The sequence below is a fragment of the Microbacterium sp. SY138 genome (assembly GCF_039729145.1).
Taxonomy (GTDB): domain Bacteria; phylum Actinomycetota; class Actinomycetes; order Actinomycetales; family Microbacteriaceae; genus Microbacterium; species Microbacterium maritypicum_A.
The window spans coordinates 1,834,948-1,859,881 of the sequence record NZ_CP155793.1 but is presented as its reverse complement, the minus strand read 5'-3'; the positions used below and the strand labels follow the sequence as shown (position 1 = coordinate 1,859,881).

23 protein-coding genes and 1 tRNA gene are annotated in these 24,934 nt (G+C 68.4%); 3 read left to right on the top strand and 21 right to left on the bottom strand.

Translation table 11 applies throughout. From position 1 onward, the window contains the following. Positions 1-44: 44 nt before the first annotated feature. Positions 45-473 (top strand): hotdog fold thioesterase, encoded by a 429-nt coding sequence (locus ABDC25_RS08830; RefSeq protein WP_021200587.1) that lies wholly within the window; start codon positions 45-47, stop codon positions 471-473. On the opposite strand, the gene ABDC25_RS08825 is transcribed toward ABDC25_RS08830, so the two are convergent. Together ABDC25_RS08825 and ABDC25_RS08820 are read right to left on the bottom strand one after the other, a co-directional pair. Beyond that, entirely contained in the window at positions 448-1,023 is a 576-nt protein-coding gene (locus tag ABDC25_RS08825) for a GNAT family N-acetyltransferase (RefSeq protein ID WP_347125844.1), read from the bottom strand. The two genes, ABDC25_RS08830 and ABDC25_RS08825, sit on opposite strands and share 26 nt — an antisense overlap. 2 nt (positions 1,024-1,025) lie before the next feature. Next, positions 1,026-1,646 (bottom strand): response regulator, encoded by a 621-nt coding sequence (locus tag ABDC25_RS08820; protein ID WP_017830602.1) that lies wholly within the window; start codon positions 1,644-1,646, stop codon positions 1,026-1,028. A 100-nt stretch (positions 1,647-1,746) separates the two neighbouring features. On the opposite strand from ABDC25_RS08820, the gene ABDC25_RS08815 reads away from it, so the two are divergent. Both ABDC25_RS08815 and ABDC25_RS08810 read left to right on the top strand, forming a co-directional pair. After that, a tRNA-Leu gene (locus ABDC25_RS08815) sits at positions 1,747-1,829 on the top strand. A gap of 83 nt (positions 1,830-1,912) precedes the next feature. Further along, complete coding sequence (locus ABDC25_RS08810; protein WP_347125841.1) at positions 1,913-3,172, top strand: alpha/beta fold hydrolase; 1,260 nt, start codon at positions 1,913-1,915, stop codon at positions 3,170-3,172. Between the two features lie 22 nt (positions 3,173-3,194). Here the strand turns inward: ABDC25_RS08810 and ABDC25_RS08805 are convergent, their stop codons facing one another. The 19 genes from ABDC25_RS08805 to metK form a co-directional block, all read right to left on the bottom strand. Next, positions 3,195-3,881 carry an alpha/beta hydrolase gene (locus ABDC25_RS08805; protein WP_167254099.1) on the bottom strand — a complete coding sequence of 229 codons (687 nt, stop codon included), beginning with the start codon at positions 3,879-3,881 and terminating at the stop codon, positions 3,195-3,197. A 79-nt stretch (positions 3,882-3,960) separates the two neighbouring features. Further along, positions 3,961-5,409, bottom strand: a complete 1,449-nt coding sequence (gene pyk, locus ABDC25_RS08800) for a pyruvate kinase (RefSeq protein WP_021200591.1) — start codon at positions 5,407-5,409, stop codon at positions 3,961-3,963. A gap of 58 nt (positions 5,410-5,467) precedes the next feature. After that, positions 5,468-6,934 carry a glutamate synthase subunit beta gene (locus ABDC25_RS08795; RefSeq protein ID WP_021200592.1) on the bottom strand — a complete coding sequence of 489 codons (1,467 nt, stop codon included), beginning with the start codon at positions 6,932-6,934 and terminating at the stop codon, positions 5,468-5,470. Continuing rightward, positions 6,927-11,450 (bottom strand): glutamate synthase large subunit, encoded by a 4,524-nt coding sequence (gene gltB, locus ABDC25_RS08790; RefSeq protein ID WP_347125971.1) that lies wholly within the window; start codon positions 11,448-11,450, stop codon positions 6,927-6,929. The genes ABDC25_RS08795 and gltB overlap by 8 nt, the downstream gene beginning before the upstream one ends. Positions 11,451-11,593: 143 nt before the next feature. After that, positions 11,594-12,619 carry a prolipoprotein diacylglyceryl transferase gene (lgt, locus tag ABDC25_RS08785; RefSeq protein ID WP_021200594.1) on the bottom strand — a complete coding sequence of 342 codons (1,026 nt, stop codon included), beginning with the start codon at positions 12,617-12,619 and terminating at the stop codon, positions 11,594-11,596. 10 nt (positions 12,620-12,629) lie between these two features. After that, entirely contained in the window at positions 12,630-13,433 is an 804-nt protein-coding gene (gene trpA / locus ABDC25_RS08780; RefSeq protein ID WP_029259243.1) for a tryptophan synthase subunit alpha, read from the bottom strand. Further along, a complete protein-coding gene (gene trpB, locus ABDC25_RS08775; protein WP_347125969.1) occupies positions 13,430-14,698 on the bottom strand; it encodes a tryptophan synthase subunit beta in 1,269 nt (422 codons plus the stop codon). Before trpB ends, trpA begins: the two co-directional genes overlap by 4 nt. Beyond that, positions 14,698-15,468 carry an indole-3-glycerol phosphate synthase TrpC gene (gene trpC, locus ABDC25_RS08770; RefSeq protein ID WP_029259244.1) on the bottom strand — a complete coding sequence of 257 codons (771 nt, stop codon included), beginning with the start codon at positions 15,466-15,468 and terminating at the stop codon, positions 14,698-14,700. Before trpC ends, trpB begins: the two co-directional genes overlap by 1 nt. 2 nt (positions 15,469-15,470) lie before the next feature. Beyond that, positions 15,471-15,701, bottom strand: coding sequence for an HGxxPAAW family protein (locus ABDC25_RS08765; protein ID WP_021200598.1), 231 nt, complete (start codon positions 15,699-15,701; stop codon positions 15,471-15,473). A gap of 48 nt (positions 15,702-15,749) precedes the next feature. Next, on the bottom strand, positions 15,750-16,337 hold the full coding sequence (locus ABDC25_RS08760) for a Trp biosynthesis-associated membrane protein (protein ID WP_021200599.1): 588 nt from the start codon (positions 16,335-16,337) through the stop codon (positions 15,750-15,752). Continuing rightward, the gene (gene hisI / locus ABDC25_RS08755) at positions 16,334-16,714 is read right to left on the bottom strand and encodes a phosphoribosyl-AMP cyclohydrolase (protein ID WP_347125836.1); all 381 of its coding nucleotides are present in this window, start codon (positions 16,712-16,714) and stop codon (positions 16,334-16,336) included. The genes ABDC25_RS08760 and hisI overlap by 4 nt, the downstream gene beginning before the upstream one ends. After that, a complete protein-coding gene (hisF, locus tag ABDC25_RS08750) occupies positions 16,711-17,472 on the bottom strand; it encodes an imidazole glycerol phosphate synthase subunit HisF (protein ID WP_021200601.1) in 762 nt (253 codons plus the stop codon). Before hisF ends, hisI begins: the two co-directional genes overlap by 4 nt. After that, positions 17,472-18,314: an ATP phosphoribosyltransferase gene (hisG, locus tag ABDC25_RS08745; protein ID WP_021200602.1), complete on the bottom strand. Its 843-nt coding sequence runs from the start codon at positions 18,312-18,314 to the stop codon at positions 17,472-17,474. Before hisG ends, hisF begins: the two co-directional genes overlap by 1 nt. Before the next feature lie 38 nt (positions 18,315-18,352). Then, on the bottom strand, positions 18,353-18,616 hold the full coding sequence (locus tag ABDC25_RS08740) for a phosphoribosyl-ATP diphosphatase (RefSeq protein WP_017202142.1): 264 nt from the start codon (positions 18,614-18,616) through the stop codon (positions 18,353-18,355). Next, positions 18,613-19,293 (bottom strand): ribulose-phosphate 3-epimerase, encoded by a 681-nt coding sequence (gene rpe / locus ABDC25_RS08735; protein ID WP_021200603.1) that lies wholly within the window; start codon positions 19,291-19,293, stop codon positions 18,613-18,615. Before rpe ends, ABDC25_RS08740 begins: the two co-directional genes overlap by 4 nt. Positions 19,294-19,297: 4 nt before the next feature. Beyond that, complete coding sequence (locus tag ABDC25_RS08730; RefSeq protein WP_292774857.1) at positions 19,298-20,686, bottom strand: transcription antitermination factor NusB; 1,389 nt, start codon at positions 20,684-20,686, stop codon at positions 19,298-19,300. 107 nt (positions 20,687-20,793) lie between these two features. After that, the gene (locus ABDC25_RS08725) at positions 20,794-21,714 is read right to left on the bottom strand and encodes a methionyl-tRNA formyltransferase (RefSeq protein ID WP_167254094.1); all 921 of its coding nucleotides are present in this window, start codon (positions 21,712-21,714) and stop codon (positions 20,794-20,796) included. Between the two features lie 18 nt (positions 21,715-21,732). Further along, positions 21,733-23,691 (bottom strand): hypothetical protein, encoded by a 1,959-nt coding sequence (locus ABDC25_RS08720; RefSeq protein WP_029265354.1) that lies wholly within the window; start codon positions 23,689-23,691, stop codon positions 21,733-21,735. 16 nt (positions 23,692-23,707) lie between these two features. Further along, on the bottom strand, positions 23,708-24,901 hold the full coding sequence (gene metK / locus ABDC25_RS08715; protein WP_029259250.1) for a methionine adenosyltransferase: 1,194 nt from the start codon (positions 24,899-24,901) through the stop codon (positions 23,708-23,710). Between the last annotated feature and the right edge of the window lie 33 nt (positions 24,902-24,934).

Here is a 24,934-nt window from a genome sequence, read left to right as displayed (position 1 = left end):
CTGTCAGCCTAACGAGGACGACAGACACCCGCTGAGGAGGATGCATGAGCGACGTCGCGATGAGCGAGGGACTCGACTGGGCCACGGCCCGTGGAATGGGTGCTCTGGCCGAGAAGATGGGCATGGAGTTCGTCGAGTTCAGCGTCGAGCGCTGCGTCGCGACCATGCCCGTCGAAGGCAACACCCAGCCGGTGGGACTCATGCACGGCGGCGCCTACGTGGTGCTCGGGGAATCCCTCGGATCGATGGCGGCGAACCTGCACGCCGGTGCCGGCCGACTCGCCGTCGGTGTCGACATCAACGCGACGCACACGCGGTCGGCGACCTCGGGTGTCGTCACAGGAGTGTGCACGCCCGTGCACCTGGGCAGGAGCATCACCGTTCACGAGATCGTGGTCACGGACGATCAGGGGCGCCGCTGCTCGACGATCCGCATCACCAACATGATCAAGGACCTTCCCGCCGAGCGCTGAGCGGTTCCTCCAGCAGTCGCTGGAACAGCAGGTGGTCCTGCCACTCCCCCGCGATGCGGAGGTAGTTCGGCGCCATACCGATGCGCTCGAAGCCGTTTCCGAGCAGCACCCGTTGTGACCCGAGATTGTGCAGCAGCGTCGCCGCCTGCAGCCGATGGAGGCGCAGTTCCGCGCGCGAGTACTCGATGATCTGCGCGACCCCGCGGCTCGCGAGCCCACGGTGCAGCCTCGACCTGTCGACCCAGTATCCGAGGTCGGCGCTCCAGAACGCGCCACGGACGATGTTGTTGATGTTCATCCGTCCGCGGATCTCTCCGTCATCGGATTCGATGACGAAGCGGATGCTGCGGCCACTGGCCGCATCATCCACGCATTGCTGCACATGCTGCTCTTGCGAGTCGACGGAGAAGAACGCCTCGCTGCGGGTGGGTTCCCACGGTGCGAGATGCTCGCGGTTCGCGAGATAAGCGCGTGAGAGCGCAGCGCCATCGCCCCGCCGTACGGGCCGCAGGATGTGCTCGGTATCGAGCCGGAGGATCCCGGCGTCCACCGCTACTTCTTGGGAGCGAGCTGTTCGATGATCGCCTTGGCGACGTCCTGCATCGTCAGACGGCGGTCCATGGACGCCTTCTGGATCCATCGGAACGCCTCGGGCTCGCTCAGGCCCATCTTCTCGTTGAGGAGGCCCTTTGCACGGTCGACGAGCTTGCGGGTCTCGAAGCGCTCCACCATGTCGGCGACCTCGGCCTCGAGCGTGATGATCTGCTCGTGGCGGGCCAGCGCGATCTCGATCGCGGGCAGGAGGTCGTTCGGGGTGAACGGCTTCACGACGTACGCGAGAGCACCCGCCTCGCTGGCGCGCTCGACGAGCTCCTTCTGGCTGAATGCCGTGAGGAGGACGACGGGGGCGATGTTGCCCTTGTGCAGCTTCTCGGCGGCACTGATGCCGTCGAGCTGAGGCATCTTGACGTCCATGATGACCAGGTCGGGACGCAGCTCGGTCGCCAGAGCGACAGCGGTCTCTCCGTCACCGGCCTCACCGACCACATCGAAGCCGTTGTCGCGGAGGATCTCGACGATGTCGAGACGGATCAGCGACTCATCTTCGGCGACGACGACGCGTCGGGGTGCGGATGACGTGGGCTGCTCAGCCTGCTCTTCTTGCTCTGTCACACAACCATCCTAGTGGAGTGCCCCTGTCCGCAGGCCCTCGGCGCTCGGCGCGGACGTTCACGCGCCTCGCCTGCGCTAAAGTCGTAAACGCGACACACGAGCCGGCGTGGCGGAATGGCAGACGCGGAGCACTCAAAATGCTTTGTCCGAAAGGGCGTGTGGGTTCGAGTCCCACCGCCGGCACCCTCGATGAGACTCCCTCCGTCGTCTCCTCCGCGCCCACCGGCCCCCTCCCTCGAAACGGCCCCGTGCGCTAGAAAGTCCTTATGCACGAAGGCGACGACCTGCCTGCCGCACACGCTGCGCGTCCGCGACGTCGGCGCCGTGCCCTCATCGCCATCGGCGCCGTCCTCGCCGTGGCTCTCATGCTCCTCGCCGCCGAGGTGACACGGAGAACCCTCGCCGAGCAGGACGAAGCCCGAGCGGATCCCGCGTTCTACACCCTCCCCTCTCCCCCACCCCGGGGAGATCCGGGCGAGATCATCCGCATCGAGTCGATCGAGAGCGCACCCGCGGGCGCCGTCGCGTGGCGCGTGATCTACCACTCCCGCGATCTCGTGGGGGCGGACATCCCTGTCTCCGGCGTGGTGATCGTCCCGGACGGGCCTGCTCCCGAGGGCGGACGCACCGTGATCTCCTGGGGCCATCCCACCACCGGTGCGGCATCGACGTGTGCGCCTTCACGCGACCTGGATCCGTTCCAGTACATCGAGGGGATGCATGAGCTGCTCGCCGAGGGCTACGCGGTCGTGGCCACCGACTATCCGGGGCTCGGCGTCGAAGGCGCGTCGTCGTATCTGCTCGGCGTGCCCGAGTCCAACAGTGTGCTCGACATCGTCCGGGCGGCGCGACGGATCGACGACGCACACGTGAGCGACCGGGTCGTGCTGTGGGGACACTCGCAGGGCGGGCAGGCTGTGCTCTTCGCTGCGGAACGTGCAGCGGAGTACGCGCACGAGCTCACGATCGAAGGGGTCGCCGTGGCGGCCCCGGCGGCGAATCTGAACGCCCTGATGACCGACGACATCGTGAACCTCTCCGGCGTCACGATCGCTTCCCTCGCCGTTCCGGCCTACGAGGCCGCCTACGCCGAGCAGTACGGCGCCACGGAGATCACCGGCATCCTCACCCCCGCCGGGCTGAAGGCGACACCGGCGATGGCCGCCCTGTGCCTGCTCACCCAGAACGATGAGATCCACGCGATCGCCGATCCCCTGGTCGGCGGATACGTCCGGAGCGATCCCGCCACGACGGAACCGTGGCAGACGATGTTGCAGGAGAACAGTGCGGGGAACAGTCCCGTCAGAGTGCCCGTCTTCGTCGGCCAGGGAGAAGCCGACGAACTCGTGCTGCCGAGCGCGACCGAGGACTACGTGAAGCTGCTGTGCACGCAGAACGCCGAGGTGACGTTCCACCGCTACCCCGGCGTCACCCACGGCCTCGCCGCCTATGCCTCCCTGCCGGACCTGCTGCTGTGGCTCCCGACGCTGGACGGAGACCGCGCAGAGGCTGACGGCTGCCGGTGACCTTCTGATCCTCGGCGACGAACTATTCCGCGAGGACCGCGAGTTCCGCCAGGACCCGAGGATTCGCGAGGATCCGGAAGTGCCCGCCCGTGTCGAGGCGGACGTTCTTGGCTCCGGCGAGTTCGCTCCCCTCCGGGATATGGGGGTCGAACGTCGCATAGACCGACACGATCCGCCCGTTCACCGTGAGCTGCTGCGCGAGGCTCACGATCGACGGGTCTTCCGGTGAGAACTCCCGCAGAGTGCGCGACAGCATGAGCCGGGCATAGCGCGAACCCCCGAACGGGGTCGCGATCGCGAGCATCGAACGCACTCGCTCGCCCGCGGGACCCGTCATCACGACCTTTCCTGCGAGACCCCCTTTGCTGTGGGCGACGAGGATCACATCGTCGAGCCCGTTCTCCGTCAGGAACGCCTCCACGGCTCGCGCCATGTCCGCCACCGGTCGCTGATTCCGGTGAAGCGTATCGACGATGTGGACCGGATGCCCGCGGTCGTGCATGGCGGCGACGAGCGGCTGCAGGAACCGCCACGTCTCATAGACGCCCGGGAGGACGACGATGTGCGCCGCACTCCCGGATGCGAAGGATGCCGGATCGGTGCGGTCGAACATCGCGCGCACCTGCCAGTACCCGGCGTACACGTAGTCGGCGATCCACCACCCCGCGTTCTTCAGCACGCCGATGACGGGCTCCTCCGACGACACCACGGCTCCATGAGTGAAAACTACCCGATGCGCATGACAGAGGGGGCGGGACCGAAGTCCCGCCCCCTCTGGATGCTGTGCGTCAGACGCCGGCCTTGTAGATCGGAGCTGCACCGCGGATCGCATCGCCGACCTTGTGCACACGAAGGTCGTTCGTCGATCCGACGATTCCGGGAGGGGAGCCGGAGATCACGACGACCTTGTCCCCTTCCTCGGCGAGACCGTTGCCGAGCAGATACTCGTCGACCTGGTGATACATCAGGTCGGTGTGCTGCACCATGTCGACCAGGGTCGAACGGATGCCCCAGGTCAGCGCCATTCGGCGACGGATGCCCGGCTCGGGCGTGAACGCGATCATCGGGATGCGCGAGCGCAGGCGCGACAGACGACGCGCGGAGTCGCCCGACTGGGTGAACACGCAGAGGAACTTCGCGTCGACGAACTCGGCGACCTCGAGAGCAGCAAGCGTGATGGCACCACCCTGGGTGCGGGGCTTGGTCGTGAGGGGCGCGATGCGCTCCAAGCCGTGCTCTTCCGTGGACGCGATGATCCGCGCCATGGTCTCGACGACGACCACCGGGTAGTCGCCGACGCTGGTCTCACCCGACAGCATGACCGCGTCCGCGCCGTCGAGCACGGCGTTCGCGACATCCGAGGTCTCGGCGCGGGTCGGCACCGGGCTGCTGATCATCGACTCGAGCATCTGCGTCGCGACGATGACCGGCTTGGCCATGCGACGCGCGATCTCGACGGCGCGCTTCTGCACGATCGGCACGGCCTCGAGCGGAAGTTCCACACCGAGGTCGCCACGAGCGACCATGATCGCGTCGAACGCGTCGACGATCTCTTCGAGCGCATCGACGGCCTGCGGCTTCTCGACCTTGGCGATGACAGGGACGCGGACGCCCTCTTCCGCCATGATCTCGTGCACACGCTCGACGTCGGCGGCGTTGCGCACGAACGACAGGGCGATCAGGTCGGCACCGATGCGCAGACCCCAGCGAAGGTCGTCTTCGTCCTTCTCGCTCAGCGCGGGGACGTTGACGGCGACGCCGGGCAGGTTGATGCCCTTGTTGTTGGACACGGCACCGGCGACGATGACCTTGGTCGTGACGGTGACGCCGTCGGTCTCGACGACCTCGACCCGGACCTTGCCGTCGTCGATCAGGAGGAAGTCTCCCGGCTTGACGTCATGCGGCAGCCCCTTGAAGGTCGTCCCGCTGATGTCCTTGTTGCCGATGATGTCCTCGGTGGTGATCTTGAAGATGTCGCCCTTGGCGAGTTCGTAGGGGCCGTTCTCGAACTTGCCGAGACGGATCTTCGGACCCTGCAGGTCGACGAGGATGGCGACGGCACGGCCGGCGTCTTCTGCGGCACGACGCACATTGGCGTAGTTGTTCTCGTGCACGGAGTAGTCGCCGTGGCTGAGGTTCAGTCGAGCGACATCCACCCCCGCATCGATCAGTGCGCGCACCGTCTCATAGGTGGAGGTGGCGGGGCCCAGGGTGGCGACGATTTTCGCGCGTCTCAAAGATTTCTCCAGGGTAGAAGTGGGGGAAGGTAAATCAGGCGACGGTGCCGGCCTCAGCCTACGCGGGCTGGAGACCGATCGCGACATCACTCGGGCGCACCGGCTCGGGGAGCACGGTGGTGCCCATCAGGAACCGGTCGACGTTCGCCGCCGCCGCACGCCCTTCGGCGATGGCCCACACGATGAGCGACTGTCCGCGTCCGGCGTCACCGGCCACGAACACGCCGGGAACCGTCGACTCGTACGAGGAGTCGCGACGGAACGCACCCCGGTCGGTCACCTGCGGAAGCGTGTCCTCGGTGTATCCGCCCTGCTCGGGACCGGTGAATCCCATCGCGATCAGGATGAGGTCGGCCGGGATCTCCCTCTCGGTGCCGCTCTTGGGCACACGGCGTCCATCGACGTACTCGGTCTCGGCGACACGCAGGGCGCGGACCTCGCCGACCTCGTTGCCGAGGAACTCGACGGTGGATGCGAGGAAGACCCGCTCGCCGCCCTCCTCATGCGCAGACGACACCTCGAACACGGTCGGCATCATCGGCCACGGCTGGTGGTCGGGACGCGTGTCACCCGGCTGCTTGCCGATCGCGAGGTTGGTGACGCTGAGTGCGCCCTGACGGTGAGCGGTGCCGATGCAGTCCGCTCCGGTGTCACCGCCGCCGATCACGATGACGTGCTTGCCCTCGGCGCTGATCTGATCGGCGACCTTGTCTCCCGCGACCGCGTGGTTCGACTCCACGAGGTACTCCATGGCGAAATGCACCCCGTCGAGGTCACGGCCGGGGATGGCGAGGTCACGCGGCACGGTCGAGCCGGTGGCGATGACGACCGCGTCGTACCGCGCGCGCAGATCGGGCCAGGAGATGTCCTTGCCGATCTCGACACCGGCACGGAAGCGGGTGCCCTCCTCCTGCATCTGACGAAGACGCGACTCGAGCTGGGTCTTCTCCATCTTGAAGTCGGGGATGCCGTAGCGGAGCAGACCTCCGATGCGGTCGTCACGCTCGAAGACCGCGACGGTGTGCCCGGCACGGGTGAGCTGCTGCGCGGCGGCGAGACCCGCCGGTCCCGATCCGACGACAGCGACAGTCTTGCCCGTCAGTCGCTCCGGCGGCTCGGGTTCGACCCAGCCCTTCGCGAACGCCTCGTCGATGATCGAGACCTCGATCTGCTTGATGGTCACGGCCGGCTGGTTGATGCCAAGCACGCACGAGCTCTCGCACGGCGCAGGGCACAGCCGTCCCGTGAACTCAGGGAAGTTGTTCGTGGCGTGCAGACGCTCGATCGCCGCGCGACCCTCACCGCGCCACGTCAGGTCGTTCCACTCCGGGATCAGGTTGCCGAGCGGGCACCCCTGGTGGCAGAACGGCACACCGCAGTCCATGCAACGGCCGGCCTGACGACGGAGCACCTGCTTGTCACCGGGCTCGTAGACCTCTTTCCAGTCCATGATGCGCACCGGCACCGGACGTCGTGCGGGGAGTTCCCGCTCGGTCACCTTCAGAAAGCCTTTGGGATCAGCCACCGGTCACCTCCAGGATGCGGTTCCACACGATGTCGCCGTCGGGGTCGATCCCCTCGGCCAGCGCCTCCTCGCGCATGCTCCGCACGGCGGCGAAGTCACGAGGCAGCACCTTCACGAACTCTGCAGCGGTCTCCTCGAAGCTCTCGAGGAAGGACGAGGCCAACGGCGACGCCGTGCGCTCGACATGCGCGACCAGCAGGCTGCGCAGTACCTCGAGGTCCGCTCGATCGAGCGGTTCGAGCAGCAGCTCTCCACTCCCGAAGGATTGCGCGTTCACCTTGCTCGTGTCGAGCGCGTGCACATACGCCACTCCCCCGGACATGCCGGCGCCGAAGTTGCGCCCGGTCGACCCGAGGATCACGGCCAGACCACCCGTCATGTACTCCAGAGCGTGGTCACCCACGCCCTCGACGACAGCGGTCGCACCGGAGTTGCGCACGAGGAAGCGCTCGCCGACGACGCCCGAGATGAACATCGTCCCCGAGGTCGCGCCGTAGCCGATCACGTTGCCGGCGATCACGTTCTCGTGCGGAGCGATCGCGGAGCCGCGCGGCGGGCGGATCGTGATGTCGCCGCCGGAGAGCCCCTTGCCGACGTAGTCGTTCGCATCGCCCTCGAGGCGGAGCACGATCCCCGGCGGCAGGAACGCGCCGAGCGACTGTCCGGCGGTGCCGTGCAGCGTGACGTCGATCGTGCCCTGCGGCAGACCCGCCGCCCCGTGCCGCGAGGTCACCTGGTGACCCAGCATCGTGCCCACGGCGCGCTCGGTGTTGGCGATGGGCAGCTCCACCACGACGGGTTCGCCGTTGAGGAGCGCCCCCTTCGCGATGTCGATGAGCTGCACGTCGAAGTGCTTCTCGAGCTCGTGATCCTGTGTGCGCCCGCTGCGACGCGGCTCACCCGCAGGGAACACCGGTCCTTCGAGCACCGGAGTGAGGTCGAGCCCCTCGGCCTTCCAGTGCTCGACAGCGGCGTTCACCTCGATGAGGTCGGCACGGCCGACGATCTCGTCGATCGAGCGGTATCCGAGTTCGGCGAGGAGCTCGCGCACCTCCTCCGCGATGAACTCCATGAAGTTCACGACGAACTCGGGCTTGCCCGTGAACCGCTCGCGCAGCACCGGGTTCTGGGTCGCGACGCCCACCGGGCAGGTGTCGAGGTGGCATACGCGCATCATGATGCAGCCGCTGACCACGAGCGGAGCCGTGGCGAAGCCGAACTCCTCGGCTCCCAGCAGGGCTCCGATGATCACATCGCGACCGGTCTTGAGCTGCCCGTCGACCTGCACGACCACACGGTCGCGCATGCCGTTGAGCATGAGCGTCTGCTGCGTCTCGGCGAGACCGAGCTCCCACGGCGTACCCGCGTGCTTGAGCGAGTTCAGCGGGCTGGCACCCGTTCCCCCATCGTGACCGGAGACCAGGATGACGTCGCTCAGTGCCTTCGCGACACCCGCCGACACCGCACCGATGCCCGACTGGCTCACCAGCTTGGTGTGGATGCGTGCCTCGGGATTCGCCCTCTTCAGGTCGAAGATCAACTGCTTGAGGTCTTCGATCGAGTAGATGTCGTGATGCGGCGGCGGCGAGATCAGGCCCACCCCGGCGGTCGCGTGACGCGTGCGTGCCACCCAGGGGTACACCTTGGTCGGGGGCAGCTGACCTCCCTCGCCGGGCTTGGCACCCTGCGCGAGCTTGATCTGGATGTCGTCCGCCTCGGTGAGGTAGAGGCTCGTGACGCCGAAGCGTCCGGAGGCGACCTGCTTGATCGAGCTGCGGCGCTCGGGGTCGACCAGCCGATCGGGGTCCTCGCCGCCCTCGCCCGTGTTCGACTTGGCCCCGATGCTGTTCATCGCGATCGCGAGGGTCTCGTGCGCTTCCCGGGAGATCGAGCCGTAGCTCATCGCCCCCGTGGAGAACCGCTTGACGATCGCGGAGACCGGTTCGACCTCGTCGAGCGGCACGGGCTTGCGTGTGCCGGTGCGCAGGGTGAAGAGTCCGCGCAGGGTCTTCAGCTCTGCGGCCTGCTCGTCGACGAGCTTCGTGTACTCGCGGAAGATGTCGTACCGCCGTGTGCGGGTCGAGTGCTGCAGCTTGAACACCGTCTCCGGATTGAACAGGTGCGGAGAACCGTCCCGACGCCACTGGTACTCGCCGCCGGTCCACAGACGCTCGTGCGCACGTGCGGCCGCATCCTCGGGATACGCGTAGTCGTGGCGCGCCTGGTTCTCGGCGAAGATCTCCTCGATGCCGATACCGCCGAGCTTTGATTCGGTGCGCGTGAAGTACGCGTCGATGAACTCCTGGCTGAGGCCGACCGCCTCGAACACCTGAGCGCCCGCGTACGACGACACCGTGGAGATGCCCATCTTCGACATGATCTTGAGCACGCCCTTGCCGAGCGCGTAGATCAGGTTCTTGACCGCCTTCTCGGGCGTGATGCCGTTGATGTAGCCGGTGCGCACGAGGTGCTCGACCGTCTCCATAGCGAGGTACGGGTTGACGGCGGAGGCGCCGTAGCCGATCAGCGTGGCGACGTGGTGCACCTCGCGGACGTCACCCGCTTCGACGATGAGACCGACCTTCATGCGGTTCTCGCGCCGGATGAGATGGTGATGGATCGCCGACACCATGAGGAGAGACGGGATCGGGGTGAGGTCCTTGTTGGAGTCGCGGTCCGACAGGATGATGAACTCGGCGCCGTTCTCGATCGCCTCGTCCACCTCTGCGCACATCTCGGAGAGCCGGTCCTGCAGCGTCTGGGGGCCGGCATCGAAGTGGTAGAGACCCCGGATGGTCGCGCTCGACCGGCCGGGCATGGCCTTGTCGATGTGGCGGATCTTCGCGAGCTCGTCGTTGTCGATCACCGGGAAGTCGAGCGAGACCGTGCGGGTGTGCTCCGGCCCCCACGACAGCAGGTTGCTCTCCGGGCCGAGGCCCAGCTTGAGGCTCGTCACGACCTCTTCGCGGATCGAGTCGAGAGGCGGGTTGGTCACCTGCGCGAACTGCTGCGTGAAGTAGTCGAACAACAGCCGCGGACGCTTGCTCAGCACAGCGATCGGCGTGTCCGATCCCATGGCGCCGAGCGGCTCGACGCCGGTCTGCCCCATGGGGGTGAGGAGGATGCGGACCTCTTCCTCGGTGTAGCCGAAGGTGCGCTGACGGCGAGTGATCGATGCCGGCGGGTGCACGATGTGCTCGCGCTCCGGCAGCTCGGCAAGACGCACGGCACCGGCGTCCAGCCACTCCTGCCACGGATGCATCGTGGCGAGGTCGTGCTTGATCTCGCTGTCCTCGACGATGCGGCGCTGCGCGGTGTCGACGAGGAACATCTTCCCGGGCTGCAGGCGACCACGGCGCTTGATGCGCTCCGGCTCGAACTGCAGCACGCCGGTCTCGGAACCGATGACCACGAGCCCGTCGGTCGTCTCGGTCCAGCGTCCGGGACGCAGGCCGTTGCGGTCGAGCGTGGCACCGACGAGCGTGCCGTCGGTGAAGATCAGAGCGGCAGGGCCGTCCCACGGTTCCATCTGGTTGGAGTGGTACTCGTAGAACGAGCGCAGCTCCGGCGTGATGTCGGCCTGCTTCTCGTAGGCCTCAGGAACCATCATCATGATGGCGTGCGGCAGGCTGCGGCCGGTGAGGGTCAGCAGTTCGAGCACCTCGTCGAACGAGGCCGAGTCGCTGGCACCGTCGGTGCAGATGGGCAGGAGCGGCGTGATGTCGCCCAGCAGTTCGGATTCGAGCTGAGACTGGCGGGCGCGCATCCAGTTGCGGTTGCCTCCGACCGTGTTGATCTCACCGTTGTGGGCGAGCATGCGCAGCGGCTGCGCGAGCGGCCACGAGGGGAACGTGTTCGTGGAGTACCGGGAGTGCACCACGGCGAGTTCGGACGCGAAGCGCTCATCCTGCAGGTCGGGGTAGAACGGCTCGAGCTGCAGCGTCGTGACCATGCCCTTGTAGCCGAGCGTGCGCGCCGAGAGCGAGACGAAGTAGGCGCCGAGTTCGTGACCGGCGCGCTTGCGCAGACGGTAGGCGACGCGGTCGAGGGCGATGCCCGTGAGCGGCGCATCGGTGTGGGTCGCCCCGCCGGCGCTCACGAAGAGCTGCTCGAAGGCAGGACGGGCCTCATCGGCGAGCTTGCCGAGGTTCTCGTTGGCGGTGGGGACGTCGCGCCAGCCGAGGACCCGGAGGCCCTCGGAGCGGGCGATCTTCTCGATCCCGGCCTTCTGCTGGCGGCGCTCGCTCGAATCGCGGGGCAGGAACGCCAGTCCGGCCGCGTACTCCCCCACGGGCGGCAGTTCGAAGCCGACGACGGCGCGGAGGAACGCATCGGGCATCTGCGTCAGGATGCCGGCGCCGTCCCCGGTGCCCGCATCCGAGCCGATGGCTCCGCGGTGCTCCAGGTTGCGCAGGGCCTCGAGGGCCAACGCGATGATGTCGTGCCCGGCTTCGCCGCGCAGGGTCGCGACCATGGCGAGGCCGCAGGCGTCCTTCTCGAACGCCGGGTTGTACATGCCCTGCTTCGGGGGGTATGCGCCGGAGGCGCCGTAAGGGGGCTGGAAGTACACCAGTTACCGTCCTCAGATCTTCGAGTGAAACCCGGGGACGACGTCGGCCCGCTCGTTCAGTGCAATGGTTCTCCCGCCACGAGGCGGCGTTATCGAGAGCCGTCCTCGCTCGTGGGAGCAGTGCTTGTGGCGGTGGCTCCTGCGGTGACTTCTTCGGTCGGAGGCTCGCTCACGTCCACGAAGTCAGAGGGATTGTTCTGCGATTGTACATCAGCGTCCACGTCCGTCCGTTCGCGGCCCGGCTGGTACGGCGAAGGCTCGAGTCCGGGGTGTCGACGTGTCTGGACGATGAGGATCGCGAGACCGACGAGGACGCCGATGATCGCGGCAAGGACGTTGCTGCGCAGGCCGAGGATGATCTCGCTCGGATCGATGCGGATCGACTCCCAGACGATGCGGCCTGCGCTGTACCAGATCAGGTAGATGGCGAACAGACGGCCCCACTGGAAGAAGAGCTTGCGGCCGAGCCAGAGCAGGACGATGACTCCCAGTCCGTTCCAGAGAACCTCGTAGAGGAAGGTCGGGTGGAACAGCGTGCCCTCGGGCAGCCCCGGGGGGAAGGCCGAGTTCGTGGACGGGATCTCCAGCCCCCAGGGCAGGTCCGTGGGAAGACCGAAGAGCTCGTTGTTGAACCAGTTGCCGAAGCGGCCCATGGCCTGCGCCAACAGCAGGCCGGGGGCCAGGGCGTCGGCGAACGTCCAGAAGCGGATACCGGTCCAACGGCACCCGAGGTACGCACCGATCGCACCGCCGATGAGGGCACCGAAGATCGCGATTCCGCCCTCCCAGATCGCCCACACCGAGCCGGGCTGGAAGGGGTTCCAGGTGTTGATCCCCTCCCCGAAGTAGTCGTTCGGGTGGGTCAGGACGTGGAAGATGCGCGCACCGATGATCGCCAGGGGCACGGCCAGGATCGAGATGTCGATGACGACCCACGGCTCCGCGCCGCGCTTGGTGAGACGGTGATTCGTCAGGAAGGTCGCCACGATGATGCCGGCGATGATGCACAGCGCGTAGAAGTGGATCCGAATGGGCCCGAGGTCGAAGTACGAGACCGTGGGGCTCGGGATGCTGGCGAGCACGTTCGTGAAGGTGCTGTGGAGCGCGAGTGACATGAGTGCGATTCTAGTTCTCGTGATCGGGGCGTGCCGACGAGGTGCCGGAGGCCAGGTTTCGGGTGACTTCCGCAAGGGCGGGCACGCCGCCGTCACGCAGGGCGCGGACGAGCGCGGTGCCGACGATCGCGCCGTCGGCATACTCCGACACCCCGGCGATCTGCTCGGCGGTGGAGATGCCGATGCCGACGCATGCACGGTGAGCGCCGTGCGCGCGAAGACGCCCGACCAGGGTGCGGGCGGCGCGATCGAGCTCAGCGCGCTCCCCGGTGATGCCCATGGTCGAGACCGTGTAGACGAACCCGGTGGACGACTTCACCACAAGGTCGAGACGCTCGTCGGAAGAGGTCGGAGCGGCGAGGAATACCCGGTCCAGGCCCGTCCGCTCGCTCGCGGCGATCCACTCCCCTGCCGCGTCGGGTGTGATGTCGGGCGTGATCAATCCGGCGCCGCCCGCAGCGAGCAGGTCGTCCGCGTAGCGGTCGATGCCGTACTGCATGACCGGGTTCCAGTACGTCATCACGAGGACGGGCACATCGGTCGCCGCCGTGATCGCGCGGATCGCCGTGAAGAGGTCGGCCATCCGGAAACCCGCCGCCAGGGCCTTGGTGGTCGCCTCCTGGATGATCGCGCCGTCCATCACCGGGTCGCTATACGGCGGGCCCAGCTCGATGATGTCGACACCGTTCTCGGCGAGGGCGATGGCCGCCTGGATGCTCGTCTCGAGGTCGGGGAAGCCCACGGGCAGATAGCCGACGAAGGCACTGCGCCCGGCGTCCTGTGCGCGCTGGATCGCCTGTTCGACGCGGCTCATAGCTGCGGCTCCCCCTTCGCGGCCAGTTCTTCCTCTTCGCTCTCCGCGGCGACATCGTGGGCCAGAGCGGCCTCGTCGTAAAGCTGGAAGTAGCGCGCCGCGGTGTCCATGTCCTTGTCGCCGCGGCCGGACAGACACACGGCGATCAGTCCGTCGGGGCCGAGCTCGCGGCCGATGCGCAGGGCACCGGCGAGAGCGTGCGCCGACTCGATGGCGGGGATGATCCCCTCTGTCCGGCTGAGCAGACGCAGCGCCTGCATCGCCTCGTCGTCGGTGGCCGGGATGTACTCGGCACGACCGATGTCGGCGAGCCACGAGTGCTCCGGACCGACGCCCGGGTAGTCGAGTCCGGCGGAGATCGAGTGCGACTCGACGGTCTGACCGTCGGCGTCCTGGAGGACGTAGGTCTTCGCACCGTGCAGCACACCGGGGCGGCCCCGCTCGATCGACGCCGCGTGCTTCTCGGTGTCGACGCCGTCGCCCGCCGCCTCGACGCCGTAGAGCTTGACGCCCTCGTCATCGAGGAACGCGTCGAACATGCCGATCGCGTTGGATCCGCCGCCGACGCACGCCATGACGGCGTCCGGCAGACGACCGACCTCGTCGAGCAGCTGGGCACGCGCCTCTTCGCCGATGATCTTCTGGAAATCACGGACCATCACGGGGAACGGGTGCGGTCCCGCCGCGGTACCGAAGATGTAGTTGGTGGTCTCGACCGACGCCACCCAGTCGCGGTAGGCGTCGTTGATCGCGTCCTTGAGCGTTCGCGAACCCGAGGTGACCGGAACGACCTCCGCGCCCAGAAGGCGCATGCGGGCGACGTTGAGCGCCTGACGCTCGGTATCGACCTCGCCCATGTAGATGGTGCACTCCAGACCGAACAGCGCCGCTGCGGTCGCCGTCGCGACGCCGTGCTGACCGGCACCGGTCTCGGCGATCACGCGGGTCTTGCCCAGACGCTTGGTCAGCAGCGCCTGACCGAGCACGTTGTTGATCTTGTGCGAGCCGGTGTGGTTGAGGTCTTCGCGCTTGAGGAAGATGCGCGCACCCCCGGCGTGCTCGGCGAACCGCGGTACCTCGGTGATGGCGGAAGGGCGGCCGGCGTACGAGCTGAGCAGGTGCGCGAGCTCGGCTCGGAACTCCGGATCGACGATCGCCGCCTCATAGGCCACCGTCAGCTCATCGATCGCGGCGATGAGCGACTCAGGCATGTAGCGCCCGCCGAACTCGCCGAAGAACGGGCCGTGCTGGTCGCGCAGGCTCATCATGCCTCCAGGAAACTCTTGAGGGTGGCGACCGGGTCGCCGGTCACGAGCGCCTCGCCGATCAAGACGACATCGGCGCCGGCGGAGCGGTAGTGCACGACATCGGCGGGCGTCAGCACCGCGGACTCCGCGATCTTCACCGCCGTGTCGGGGATTCGATCGACCAGGCGCCCGAAGAGGTCGCGGTCGAGTTCGAGGGTCTTGAGGTCTCGCGCGTTCACGCCGATCAGCGGCGCGCCGAGATCGATCGCGGCCTCGAGCTCATCCGCGGAATGCGTCTCCACGAGAGGGGTCATGCCCAGCTCGCCGATGAAGCCGAAGAGATCACGGAGCACCGCGGGCTCGAGGCCCGCGACGATCAGCAGAACGAGGTCGGCACCCGCCGCACGGGCTTCGAGCACCTGGTAGCGGGTGGCGATGAAGTCCTTGCGCAGCACCGGCAGCGACACCCGGGCCGTGACGGCCTCGAGGTCGGCGAGGCTTCCGCCGAAACGACGCTCCTCCGTGAGGACGCTGATCGCGGAGGCGCCGCCCGCCTCGTACAGGGAAGCCTGCAGCGCGGGATCGGGGATGTCGGCGAGAGCTCCTCGCGAGGGGCTCGCGCGTTTGACCTCCGCGATGATCTTCACCCGATCCGACGGTGCGAGGAACGACAGGGCGTCCTTGGCCGCGGGGCGTGCGAGAGCGTCTCGCTCGACAGTGGCCAGCGGGCGCGACAGGGAGCGACGCTCAGCGTCTGCGACAGCGCCGGCCGTCAGGTCGGCGAGCACCATTAGTGCGCCTTCGGAGCGTACTTCGGACCCTTCACGCCGTAACCGGCCTTCGCGAGCGCCCAGCCGACGATCGCACCGATCGGGATGAGCGCGACCGAGGCCACGACGAGGGCGGGCTGCTCGAAGCAGAAGGCGACGGTGCCGGCGGCGACGCCGACCAGCATGATCACGACGGCGGTCCAGGCGGCAGGCGAGTGTCCGTGGCCGGGGTCGGCGATCGGGTTGGTCATGTTCTCCTCCGGGGGGACGACGTGCGGTTCGGAATCAGTCTATCGGGGTCAGCGCGTCGGATCGGTGCCCCGGGACAGCTCGTCCCAGGAATCCACGGCGTCGACGGGACCGTCATGCGCGACCTCGACGTGTTCGGTCCGGTAGCGCCGTCCTCCAGCCTTCCATCCCCGCCACGTGATCAGGACGACCAGGGACGCGACGAGCAGGATCGCCCAGCCCACGAGGGCGATGTACGGCCAGGCGGACGGCACGATGCTCGCCACGACCTCGTGGACGGCGAGTCCCCCGGCGAGACCGGTGACCTCGGTCACCGTCGCCGCGACCGCGTCGAAGGGTTCGGCGATCAGCAGCTGGAGAGTCGACCAGCCGAGGAACAGCGCCGTCGCCGCCGCGAGGACACCGAAGATCAGGCGCACGACCTTGCCGGAGATCGACAGCGCCGCGCCGAGGGCCAGAACCGCGAGACTGAGCGGAGCGAGCAGCACCATGGCGGAGGCACCGGGTACCAGGATCGCCTCGCCCGCATCCGCGCGCTCGACCGTCAGCCAGGTCTGGGTCGACGAGATGATGCCGATCGCACCGGCGAGAAGGAATCCGGAGACGGAGAGGGCGCGACCGCGCTGCGCGAAGCTCACGACTGATCCGTCCCGACGATCGCCTCGAGATCGTTCGTGTCGAAGCACGTGCGTGTGCCGGTGTGACAGGCCGGTCCGGTCTGCGCGACGAGGAGAAGGATCGCGTCCCCGTCGCAGTCCAGACGCGCCTCGTGCACGACCTGGATGTTCCCTGACGTGTCCCCCTTGCGCCAGTACTCCTGGCGGGAACGCGACCAGTACGTCGCCCGTCCGGATGTCAGGGTGCGTCGAAGCGCCTCCGCATCGACCCAAGCCATCATGAGCACCTCGCGGGTGTCCCATTGCTGCACGATCACGGGGGCCAGGCCGTCGGCGTTGAAGACGACCTGTGCCATGCGCTCCTCCACCGAAGCCGCCTGCCCGTCTGCATCGCTCATCGTACGAGCACTCCTTCCGCGCGAAGCGCGTCCTTGACATCTCCGACCGTGAGCGCGCCGGTGTGGAACACGCTCGCCGCCAGGACGGCATCCGCGCCCGCTTTGATCGCGGGAGCGAAGTCGGAAGCCCGCCCCGCACCGCCCGAAGCGATGACCGGCACGGAGGCTGCTTCGCGCATCAATCGGACGAGCTCCAGATCGAAGCCGTCACGCGTGCCGTCGGCGTCGATCGAGTTCACCAGCAGCTCACCCGCGCCGCGTTCCGCAGCCTCCCGTGCCCAGTCGAGCGCATCGAGGGTGGTCTGGGTCCGACCGCCGTGTGTCGTCACGACGAAGCCCGAGCGCGTTGTCGGAGCACGCTTAACGTCCAGCGACAGCACGAGCACCTGTGCACCGAACCGGTCGGCGATCTCGCCGATGAGCTCAGGGCGCGCGATCGCAGCGGAGTTGACCCCCACCTTGTCCGCACCCACCGCGAGGAGACGTGCGACATCGTCGACGCTGCGCACGCCCCCGCCCACGGTCAGCGGGACGAACACCTGCTCGGCGGTGCGCTGCACGACATCGTAGGTCGTCGCACGGGCGTCGACCGTGGCGGTGACGTCGAGGAAAGTGATTTCGTCCGCGCCCTGGGCGGCGTAATGCCGGGCGAGCTCGACCGGGTCGCCCATGTCGCGCAGGTTCTCGAAGTTGACTCCCTTGACGACGCGGCCATCGGCCACGTCGAGGCACGGGATCACCCGACTGGCGAGCGTCATCAGAGTCTCGCGTTGTGGATCGCGGTGACCAGGATGGCCCGCGCACCCAGCGCGTACAGCGCATCCATCACGGGGTTCACGCGGGAGCGCGCCACCATGACCCGCACCGCCACCCACTCGGGGTCGCGCAGCGGAGAGACGGTCGGCGATTCGACGCCGCCGGCGATCTTCACGGCGTCATCGAGGAGGGCGACCGGCAGGTCGTAGTCGATCATCACGAAGCGACGTGCGACCATCACGCCGCGGAGGCGACGAAGAAGCGTGTCCGCGCCCTCGGCATCCACCGGTCCCGCGATGAGTACCGCCTCGGATTCCAGGATGACCGGACCGAAGACCTCGAGCCCGGCCTGGCGCAGGGTCGTCCCGGTCTCGACGACATCGGCGACCGCGTCGGCGACGCCGAGGCGGACCGCGGACTCCACGGCTCCGTCGAGCGGCACCAGATCGACGGCGATGTCGCGTTCGTCGAGGAAGGCGTCCACCAGGCCGGGATACGAGGTGGCGATGCGCAGACCGTCGAGCTCGCTCACGTCGGTGTAGCGTCCGGTCGGAGCGGCGAAGCGGAACGTCGAGCCGGCGAAACCGAGCGCCTCGATCTCCCGCGCACCCGGCATGCGGGCGTCGAGCAGCAGATCACGTCCGGTGATGCCGACATCGATCGCGCCGGAGCCGACATAGGTGGCGATGTCCTTGGGGCGGAGGAAGAAGAACTCGACGTCGTTCTCGGCGTCGATGACGTGCAGGGTCTTGGGGTCGCGGCGACCGGCGTAGCCCGCCTCGGCGAGCATGTCGGCGGCGGTCTCGGAGAGCGAGCCCTTGTTGGGAACAGCGATGCGCAGCATGGATGGCTTTCAGTTCGAGGAGATCGGAACGGAGCGCATCACAGATGTCGGTAGACGTCCTGCAGGCTGAGGCCCTTCGCGAGCATCATCACCTGGACGTGGTACAGCAGCTGGGAGATCTCCTCGGCGGCGGCTTCGTCGGACTCGTACTCCGACGCCATCCACACCTCGGCGGCCTCTTCCACGATCTTCTTGCCGATCGTGTGCACGCCGCCGTCGAGTTCGGCGACCGTCCCCGATCCCTCAGGACGGGTCTCGGCCTTGACGCTGAGCTCGGCGAACAGCTCGTCGAAAGTCTTCACGGTTCCAGGCTAGCGGCTCTGGCGAGGTCTCTCAGCCGGGTGACGGCCGCCTCGATGTCATCGGCGCCGTATACGGCCGAGCCCGCGACGAACGTGTCGGCGCCCGCATCGGCGGCGATCTCGATCGTGCGGTCGGAGATACCGCCGTCGACCTGGAGCCAGACGCGGGATCCTCGCCGACGCGCCTCGTCTGCGAGGGCACGGAGCTTCGGCATCGTCTCGGGCATGAAGCCCTGTCCCCCGAAGCCGGGCTCGACCGTCATCACGAGGATCTGATCGAACTCGTCGAGCACGTCGTACAGCGATTCCACGGGAGTCGCCGGCTTGACCGCGACCCCCGCCCGCGAGCCGATGTCACGCAACCGGCGTGCGAGGGCCACGGGATCGCTCGACGCTTCGAGATGGAAGGTCACGCTCGCCGCGCCGATCTCGGCGTATCCGGGAGCCCAGCGCTCCGGGTCGGTGATCATCAGATGCACGTCGAGCGGAATCGGACTGGTCGCCTGGATGCGTTCCACCATCTGCGGGCCGAACGTCAGGTTGGGGACGAAGTGGTTGTCCATGACATCCACGTGCGCGAAGTCGGCTGTCGCGATCCGGGCGAGGTCCGCCTGCATGTTCACGAAATCGGCAGCGAGGATACTCGGGTTGATGCGCGGGGCGCGGGGCAGTTCCACGGTCCTAGTCTTCCTTCCCAGATGAGTGGTTCCCGGTCGATGAGCGTTGCAGGAGTGCGAGGAACATCGCGTCCGTCCCGTGTCGGTGCGGCCACAGCTGGGCGCTACCCGACCCCTCCCGCCCCTCCTCGGCCAGATCGATCGGTGAGCGAGCGACATCGGCGATGGCCGCGCGCGCATCGAGTTCGACGACGTCGGTGCGGTCGCGCAGGACCTCCTTGACGACGCCCGTCGTCTCGGCGAGGTGAGGAGAGCACGTGACGTACGCGACGATCCCGCCCGGGGCCAGAGCATCGACGGCGGAGGAGAGCAGCTCCACCTGGAGCGGAACGAGCTCGGCGACGTCGGCCGGAGACTTGCGCCACCGTGCTTCCGGACGGCGGCGCAGCGCACCGAGGCCCGTGCAGGGGGCGTCCACGAGGATGCGGTCGAACTCGCCCGGCCGCGATGCGGCGAGGGTGCGCCCGTCCTGCTCGTGCACCACGACGTCACCGGGAACCGCCCTGAGCGCCTTGCGGACGAGTCGCGCGCGGACCGGGACGATCTCGTTCGCCTCCAGCGTCGCCTCGTGCTGACGCGCGATCGCGGCGAGGAGTGCCGTCTTGCCGCCGGGACCGGCGCACAGGTCGAGCCAGCGCTCCCCCGTCTTGATGGGCGCGGCGCCCGCGAGCGCGAGCGCGACGAGCTGGGACCCCTCGTCCTGCACGCGCACGGTACCGCCCGTGGCTTCCACCGGCCGACGCGGATCGCCTCCGGGAGACGCGAAGGCGGTCGGCGCGTAGGGAAGTCGGGGCTCATCGGGCTCCGCCAGGCCGGGGAGGGCGACGAGGGTGACCTCGGGCGAGGCGTTGTCGGCATCGAGAAGAGCGTCCAGTTCCTCTCCGCGCCCCTCGGCCGCCAGAGCGCGACGCAAGGCGCGGATCACCCAGACCGGGTGTGCGGAACGCAGAGCGAGGCGCTCGTCGTCGGAGCGTGCCCCGCTCTCGATGCGTTCCTGCCAGTCCTCGCTCGATTCGCGCGTGATACGTCGGAGCACCGCGTTCGCGAAGCTCGATGCGCCGCGGCCGGACTCTGTGGCCACGAGGTTCACCGACTCGTTGACAGCCGCATGCGAGGCGACGCGGGTGGCGAGCAGCTGGTGCACCGCGAGGCGCAGCGCATCGAGCACGGCCGGATCGATGCTGTCGGTCGAACGATCCGCCGCAGCGGCGATGATCGCATCATACGTGCCGAGTCGTCGCAGCGTGCCGTAGGTCAGCTCGGTCGCGAGGGCCGCGTCCTGCGGAGAGAGCCGCGCATCGGCGATCGCCGGAGGAAGGACGAGGTTCGCATAGGCATCCGTCTCGGACACCGCGCGCAGCACGTCGTAAGCCACCCGTCGCGCGGGTTGCACGGCACGGACGGGGCCACGCTGAACGTCGCGACGAGCCTCTGTCGCTCCCCGCCCGCCACGCGGCCGTCCGTTCGGCGGCTGCGGCCGCCGGGGTCGTCCGTCTTCGCTCATGATCCCGCCACCAATTCATCGACCCCGCGCACACCGCGCCACCAGTCGACGGCATTCATCGCTCCCTTGCCCGCGGGCTGAACCCTGGTGACGGCCAGCGGTCCGGTGGACGTGCCGATGTGGAGCGCCGTCTTGGCTCCACGAAGACGTCCTGGGGCCAGCGCTTCGGCCTCCGGCGCAGGGACCGCTTCCAGCACCTTCAGCGGCTGCCCGGCGACGGTGGTGTGCGCGCCCGGTTCCGGGGTCACCCCACGGAACCGGGCGAACACGACATCGAGCGGCTGGTTCCAGTCGAGCAGTCCGTCGGCGAGCGTCAGCTTGGCGGCGAAGGTCGGCTCGCCCTGCTGAGGCACCGCTACCGCTGTACCGTCCGCGATCCCCGAGACCACGTCGGCCGTGAGTTCGGCGCCGTCCAGCGCGAGCGCCTCGAGCGCCTCTCCCGCCGTCGCCGTCGCGGGAAGGTCGACCGTGCGGCTCGCGAAGACGTCGCCGGCATCCAGCTCCGCGACGAGCTGGAAGACGCTGGCACCGAGAACCTCGTCGCCGGCGATCAGTGCGCGCTGCACCGGAGCCGCGCCCCGCCAGGCGGGCAGCACGGAGAAGTGCAGGTTGATCCAGCCCGCGGTCGGCGCCGAGAGCAGCGGCTCGCGCACGAGCCCGCCGTAGGCCACGATCACACCGAGGTCCGCCCGCAGGGCCGAGATCGCTTCGGTCGCGGCGTCATCGAGCCGAGCGGCCTTGATCACGGGGAGGCCCAGTTCGACGGCCGCTTGAGCCACGGGCGACGGAGTCAGCACCCGACGACGCCCGAGAGGTGCGTCCGGTCGGGTGACGACCGCTGCGATGTCGTGGGACACCGCGAGGCGACGAAGGGTGGGCACGGCCGCAGCGGGGGTGCCGGCGAAGACGAGGCGCATGAAGGTTCTCCGGAAGGGTCAGAGCTCTGGTTCGAGGATATCGAGGCGGACGGAGAGCGTGCTCTTGGTCGCACGTCCCTTTCGGCGACGCCCGCTCACTGCTTCGGCCACGACCGCGGCGCGCAGTGCGGTCGCCACCCGCGCTCCGGCGCCGTAGTCGAACCGAACGAGCGCCCGCACCCGTGGAGGGACGTCGTCGGATTCGACCGGGACGGGCCCGAGCACCGCGTCGGGAGGCAGCGCGAGCTCGGTCAGCGCGGCGAGAGCGCCGGAGACCGCGGGAGCCGACCCCTGGACCAGGGCCACCCGGGTCGTCGGCGGCATGTGCAGAGGTGCCCTGCTGTCGAGCTCCATGCGGGCGTGGCCCGCCTGATTCCAGGTCGCGAGCGCCTTCGCGGCCGCGCCGTTCACTCCGACCAGATGGATCGGTGCGCCGGGTGCGGCGAGGGCCGCCGCGTTCGACCACCAGCGCAGGCAGGACTCGGCGACGCGCAGATCGGGTGCCTGGAGCATCCGTGGGCCGTCGAGCAGGACGACGGCACGATATCCGCCGTCGGCGATCGGCTCGGCACCACGGGTCGCCACCACGAGCGCGGGCTTGGAGGGAACCCGCTCCACCGGGTGCGCACTGTCGGCGACGATCACACGCACGCCCGGGAACGCCCGACCCAGTTCGTCGGCGGTGCGCTCGCTCCCGGATGAGGCCAACCGCAGCTTGGTGGAGGAGCACGTCGGGCACGACCATGCGCTGGCCGATCGACCGCACCAGGCGCACACCGGCACGGCACCGCGATGCTTCGCCCCGAGCGGACCGCCGCAGTGCGCGCATCGAGCCGGAGCCCGGCATTCCGCACACACCAGCGACGGCGAGAAACCCGGTCGCGAGACCTGCACGAGCACCGGTCCCTCTGCTGCGGCGGAACGGGCGGCGAGAAACGCGGAAGACGGCATCCGCTGGGCGGTGGGCTGTTCCATCTCCTGGGGCGTGCTGAGCACGACGCGGGGCAGCACGCGGCGCGTTGCTCTGACGTCCTGCAACCAGCCGAGGGCGACCAGACGTTCCACATCGGTCGTCCGGGTGTGCCCGGCGAAGAGCAGCGCCGATCCCTCGAGCTCCTGACGCAGCAGCGCAGCATCACGCGCATTGACGTACGGGGCCAGCGGCTCCCCCAGGAGAGGATCGCCGTCGTCCCAGATCGCCACCATGCCGGCGACGACCGGCGAGTAGACCGCCGAACGGTTTCCCACCACGACGCACGGCGCGTCCTCGAGCGTGCGCAGGAAGCCGCGATAGCGATCGGGGTTGGTCTGACGGGAGTCATGGCGCACGATCGCTGCGACGGGCACGAGGACCTCGAGCGCGGCGAGAAGTCGATCGAGGTCACGGCTGTCGGGGACCACGATGATCGACGACTTCCCCGCGGCGAGCATCCGCGCCGCCGAGGCCGCCAGCAACCGGGACCATCCCTGAACCCCGTCGACGAGTTGCGGAATCGCCTCGACGGCCGCCCGTCCACCCGCATCGAGCACGACATCGAGGCCCTCGTAGAGACCGACGGTCTCTTCTGCCGCGATGAGCGCATCCGCCGTCGGCGCCTCGGCCGGCGTGTCGGCGGTCCAGGCCTTCTCGACGCGCACCTGGCGCTTGGGGATGACGAGCCGAAGCACATCGGAGGCCGAACCCGCGGCGCGATCCGCCACGCGGCGTGCGAGCGTGTGCAGGCGCTCCGGAAGCACCGGCACCAGCGACACCACGCTCTCGACTTCCGAGAGCGCCCGGTCGGCGTCGTCCTCGGTGTCGACGTCGACGACATAGCCGTCGATCACACGCCCGGCGGAGCGCAGCGGGACCTGCACGCGAACACCACGCGGCACCTCGCCCCACTCGGGAGGCAACGCGTAGTCGAAGAGCCGATCGAGCTGCGGCAGGGGCGAATCGAGGAGCACGCGCGCGATGCGCCGGCTCTCCGGAGGCATCAGGACCGCGGTCCCATCAGAGCCCGGCAGCGCGACGCAGCTCTTCGGCGCGGTCGGTGCGCTCCCAGGTGAAGTCGGGGAGCTCGCGGCCGAAGTGCCCGTAGGCGGCCGTCTGGGCGTAGATCGGACGCAGCAGGTCGAGCTGCTCGATGATCGCCTGCGGGCGCAGGTCGAACACCTCGTTGATCGCCCGCGTGATGACTTCATCCGACACCGTGCCGGTCCCGAAGGACTCGACGTAGAGACCGACGGGACGGGCGACGCCGATGGCATAGGCGACCTGTACCTCGAGACGCTCCGCCAAGCCTGCGGCGACGGCGTTCTTCGCCACCCAGCGCGTGGCGTATGCACCGGAACGGTCGACCTTGGACGGGTCTTTGCCGCTGAACGCCCCACCGCCGTGACGCGATGCTCCGCCGTAGGTGTCGATGATGATCTTGCGACCGGTCAGACCCGCGTCGCCCTTGGGGCCACCGGTGACGAAGGGACCCGCGGGGTTGATGTAGAGGGTGACGTCGTCGAGATCGAGACCTGTCGTCGCGAGCACCGGGTCGATCACGTGCGCACGGACCTGAGCCTGAAGCTCTTCCTGCGAGATGTCGGGGTGGTGCTGCGTGGAGACCACGACGGCATCGACGGTCTTCGGAGTGAAGCCGTCGTACCCGAGGGTGACCTGGGTCTTGCCGTCGGGGCGCAGGAAGGGCAGCTCCCCGCTGCGACGCACCTCGGCGAGACGCTCCGACAGACGGTGAGCGGTCCACGCGGCCATCGGCATGAGCTGAGGCGTCTCGTTGGTCGCGAAGCCGAACATGATGCCCTGATCGCCGGCACCGAGGCCGTCGAGCGGGTCCACCGAGGACCCGTCGCGGTGCTCCTGCGCGCTGTCGACGCCATGGGCGATGTCGGTCGACTGCTCGCCGACCGAGATGCTGACGCCGCACGAGGAGCCGTCGAAGCCGGTGTCGCTCGAGGTGTATCCGATGCCGTTCACGACCTGACGGACGATCGTGGGGATGTCGACGTATGCCTCGGTCCGGATCTCACCTGCCACATGGACGAGGCCCGTCGTGACGAGCGTCTCGACTGCGACGCGCGAGCCCGTGTCCTTCGCGATGAGGCCGTCGAGGATGCTGTCCGAGATCTGGTCGCAGATCTTGTCCGGGTGCCCTTCGGTGACGGACTCGGACGTGAACAGACGCAGGGCGCTCATCGGTACTCCAGAACGGGACGGACGGAAGGAGGG

Coding starts and splice junctions, on each gene's coding strand:
- ABDC25_RS08830 (WP_021200587.1), top strand. CDS start 45: ATGAGCGACGTCGCGATGAGCGAGGGACTCGACTGGGCCACGGCCCGT.
- ABDC25_RS08810 (WP_347125841.1), top strand. CDS start 1,913: ATGCACGAAGGCGACGACCTGCCTGCCGCACACGCTGCGCGTCCGCGA.
- gltB (WP_347125971.1), bottom strand. CDS start 11,450: ATGTACAACCCGGCGTTCGAGAAGGACGCCTGCGGCCTCGCCATGGTC.
- lgt (WP_021200594.1), bottom strand. CDS start 12,619: ATGTCACTCGCGCTCCACAGCACCTTCACGAACGTGCTCGCCAGCATC.
- trpA (WP_029259243.1), bottom strand. CDS start 13,433: ATGAGCCGCGTCGAACAGGCGATCCAGCGCGCACAGGACGCCGGGCGC.
- trpB (WP_347125969.1), bottom strand. CDS start 14,698: ATGAGCCTGCGCGACCAGCACGGCCCGTTCTTCGGCGAGTTCGGCGGG.
- ABDC25_RS08765 (WP_021200598.1), bottom strand. CDS start 15,701: ATGACCAACCCGATCGCCGACCCCGGCCACGGACACTCGCCTGCCGCC.
- hisI (WP_347125836.1), bottom strand. CDS start 16,714: ATGAGCGATGCAGACGGGCAGGCGGCTTCGGTGGAGGAGCGCATGGCA.
- hisF (WP_021200601.1), bottom strand. CDS start 17,472: ATGACGCTCGCCAGTCGGGTGATCCCGTGCCTCGACGTGGCCGATGGC.
- hisG (WP_021200602.1), bottom strand. CDS start 18,314: ATGCTGCGCATCGCTGTTCCCAACAAGGGCTCGCTCTCCGAGACCGCC.
- ABDC25_RS08725 (WP_167254094.1), bottom strand. CDS start 21,714: ATGCGCCTCGTCTTCGCCGGCACCCCCGCTGCGGCCGTGCCCACCCTT.
- ABDC25_RS08720 (WP_029265354.1), bottom strand. CDS start 23,691: ATGCCTCCGGAGAGCCGGCGCATCGCGCGCGTGCTCCTCGATTCGCCC.
- metK (WP_029259250.1), bottom strand. CDS start 24,901: ATGAGCGCCCTGCGTCTGTTCACGTCCGAGTCCGTCACCGAAGGGCAC.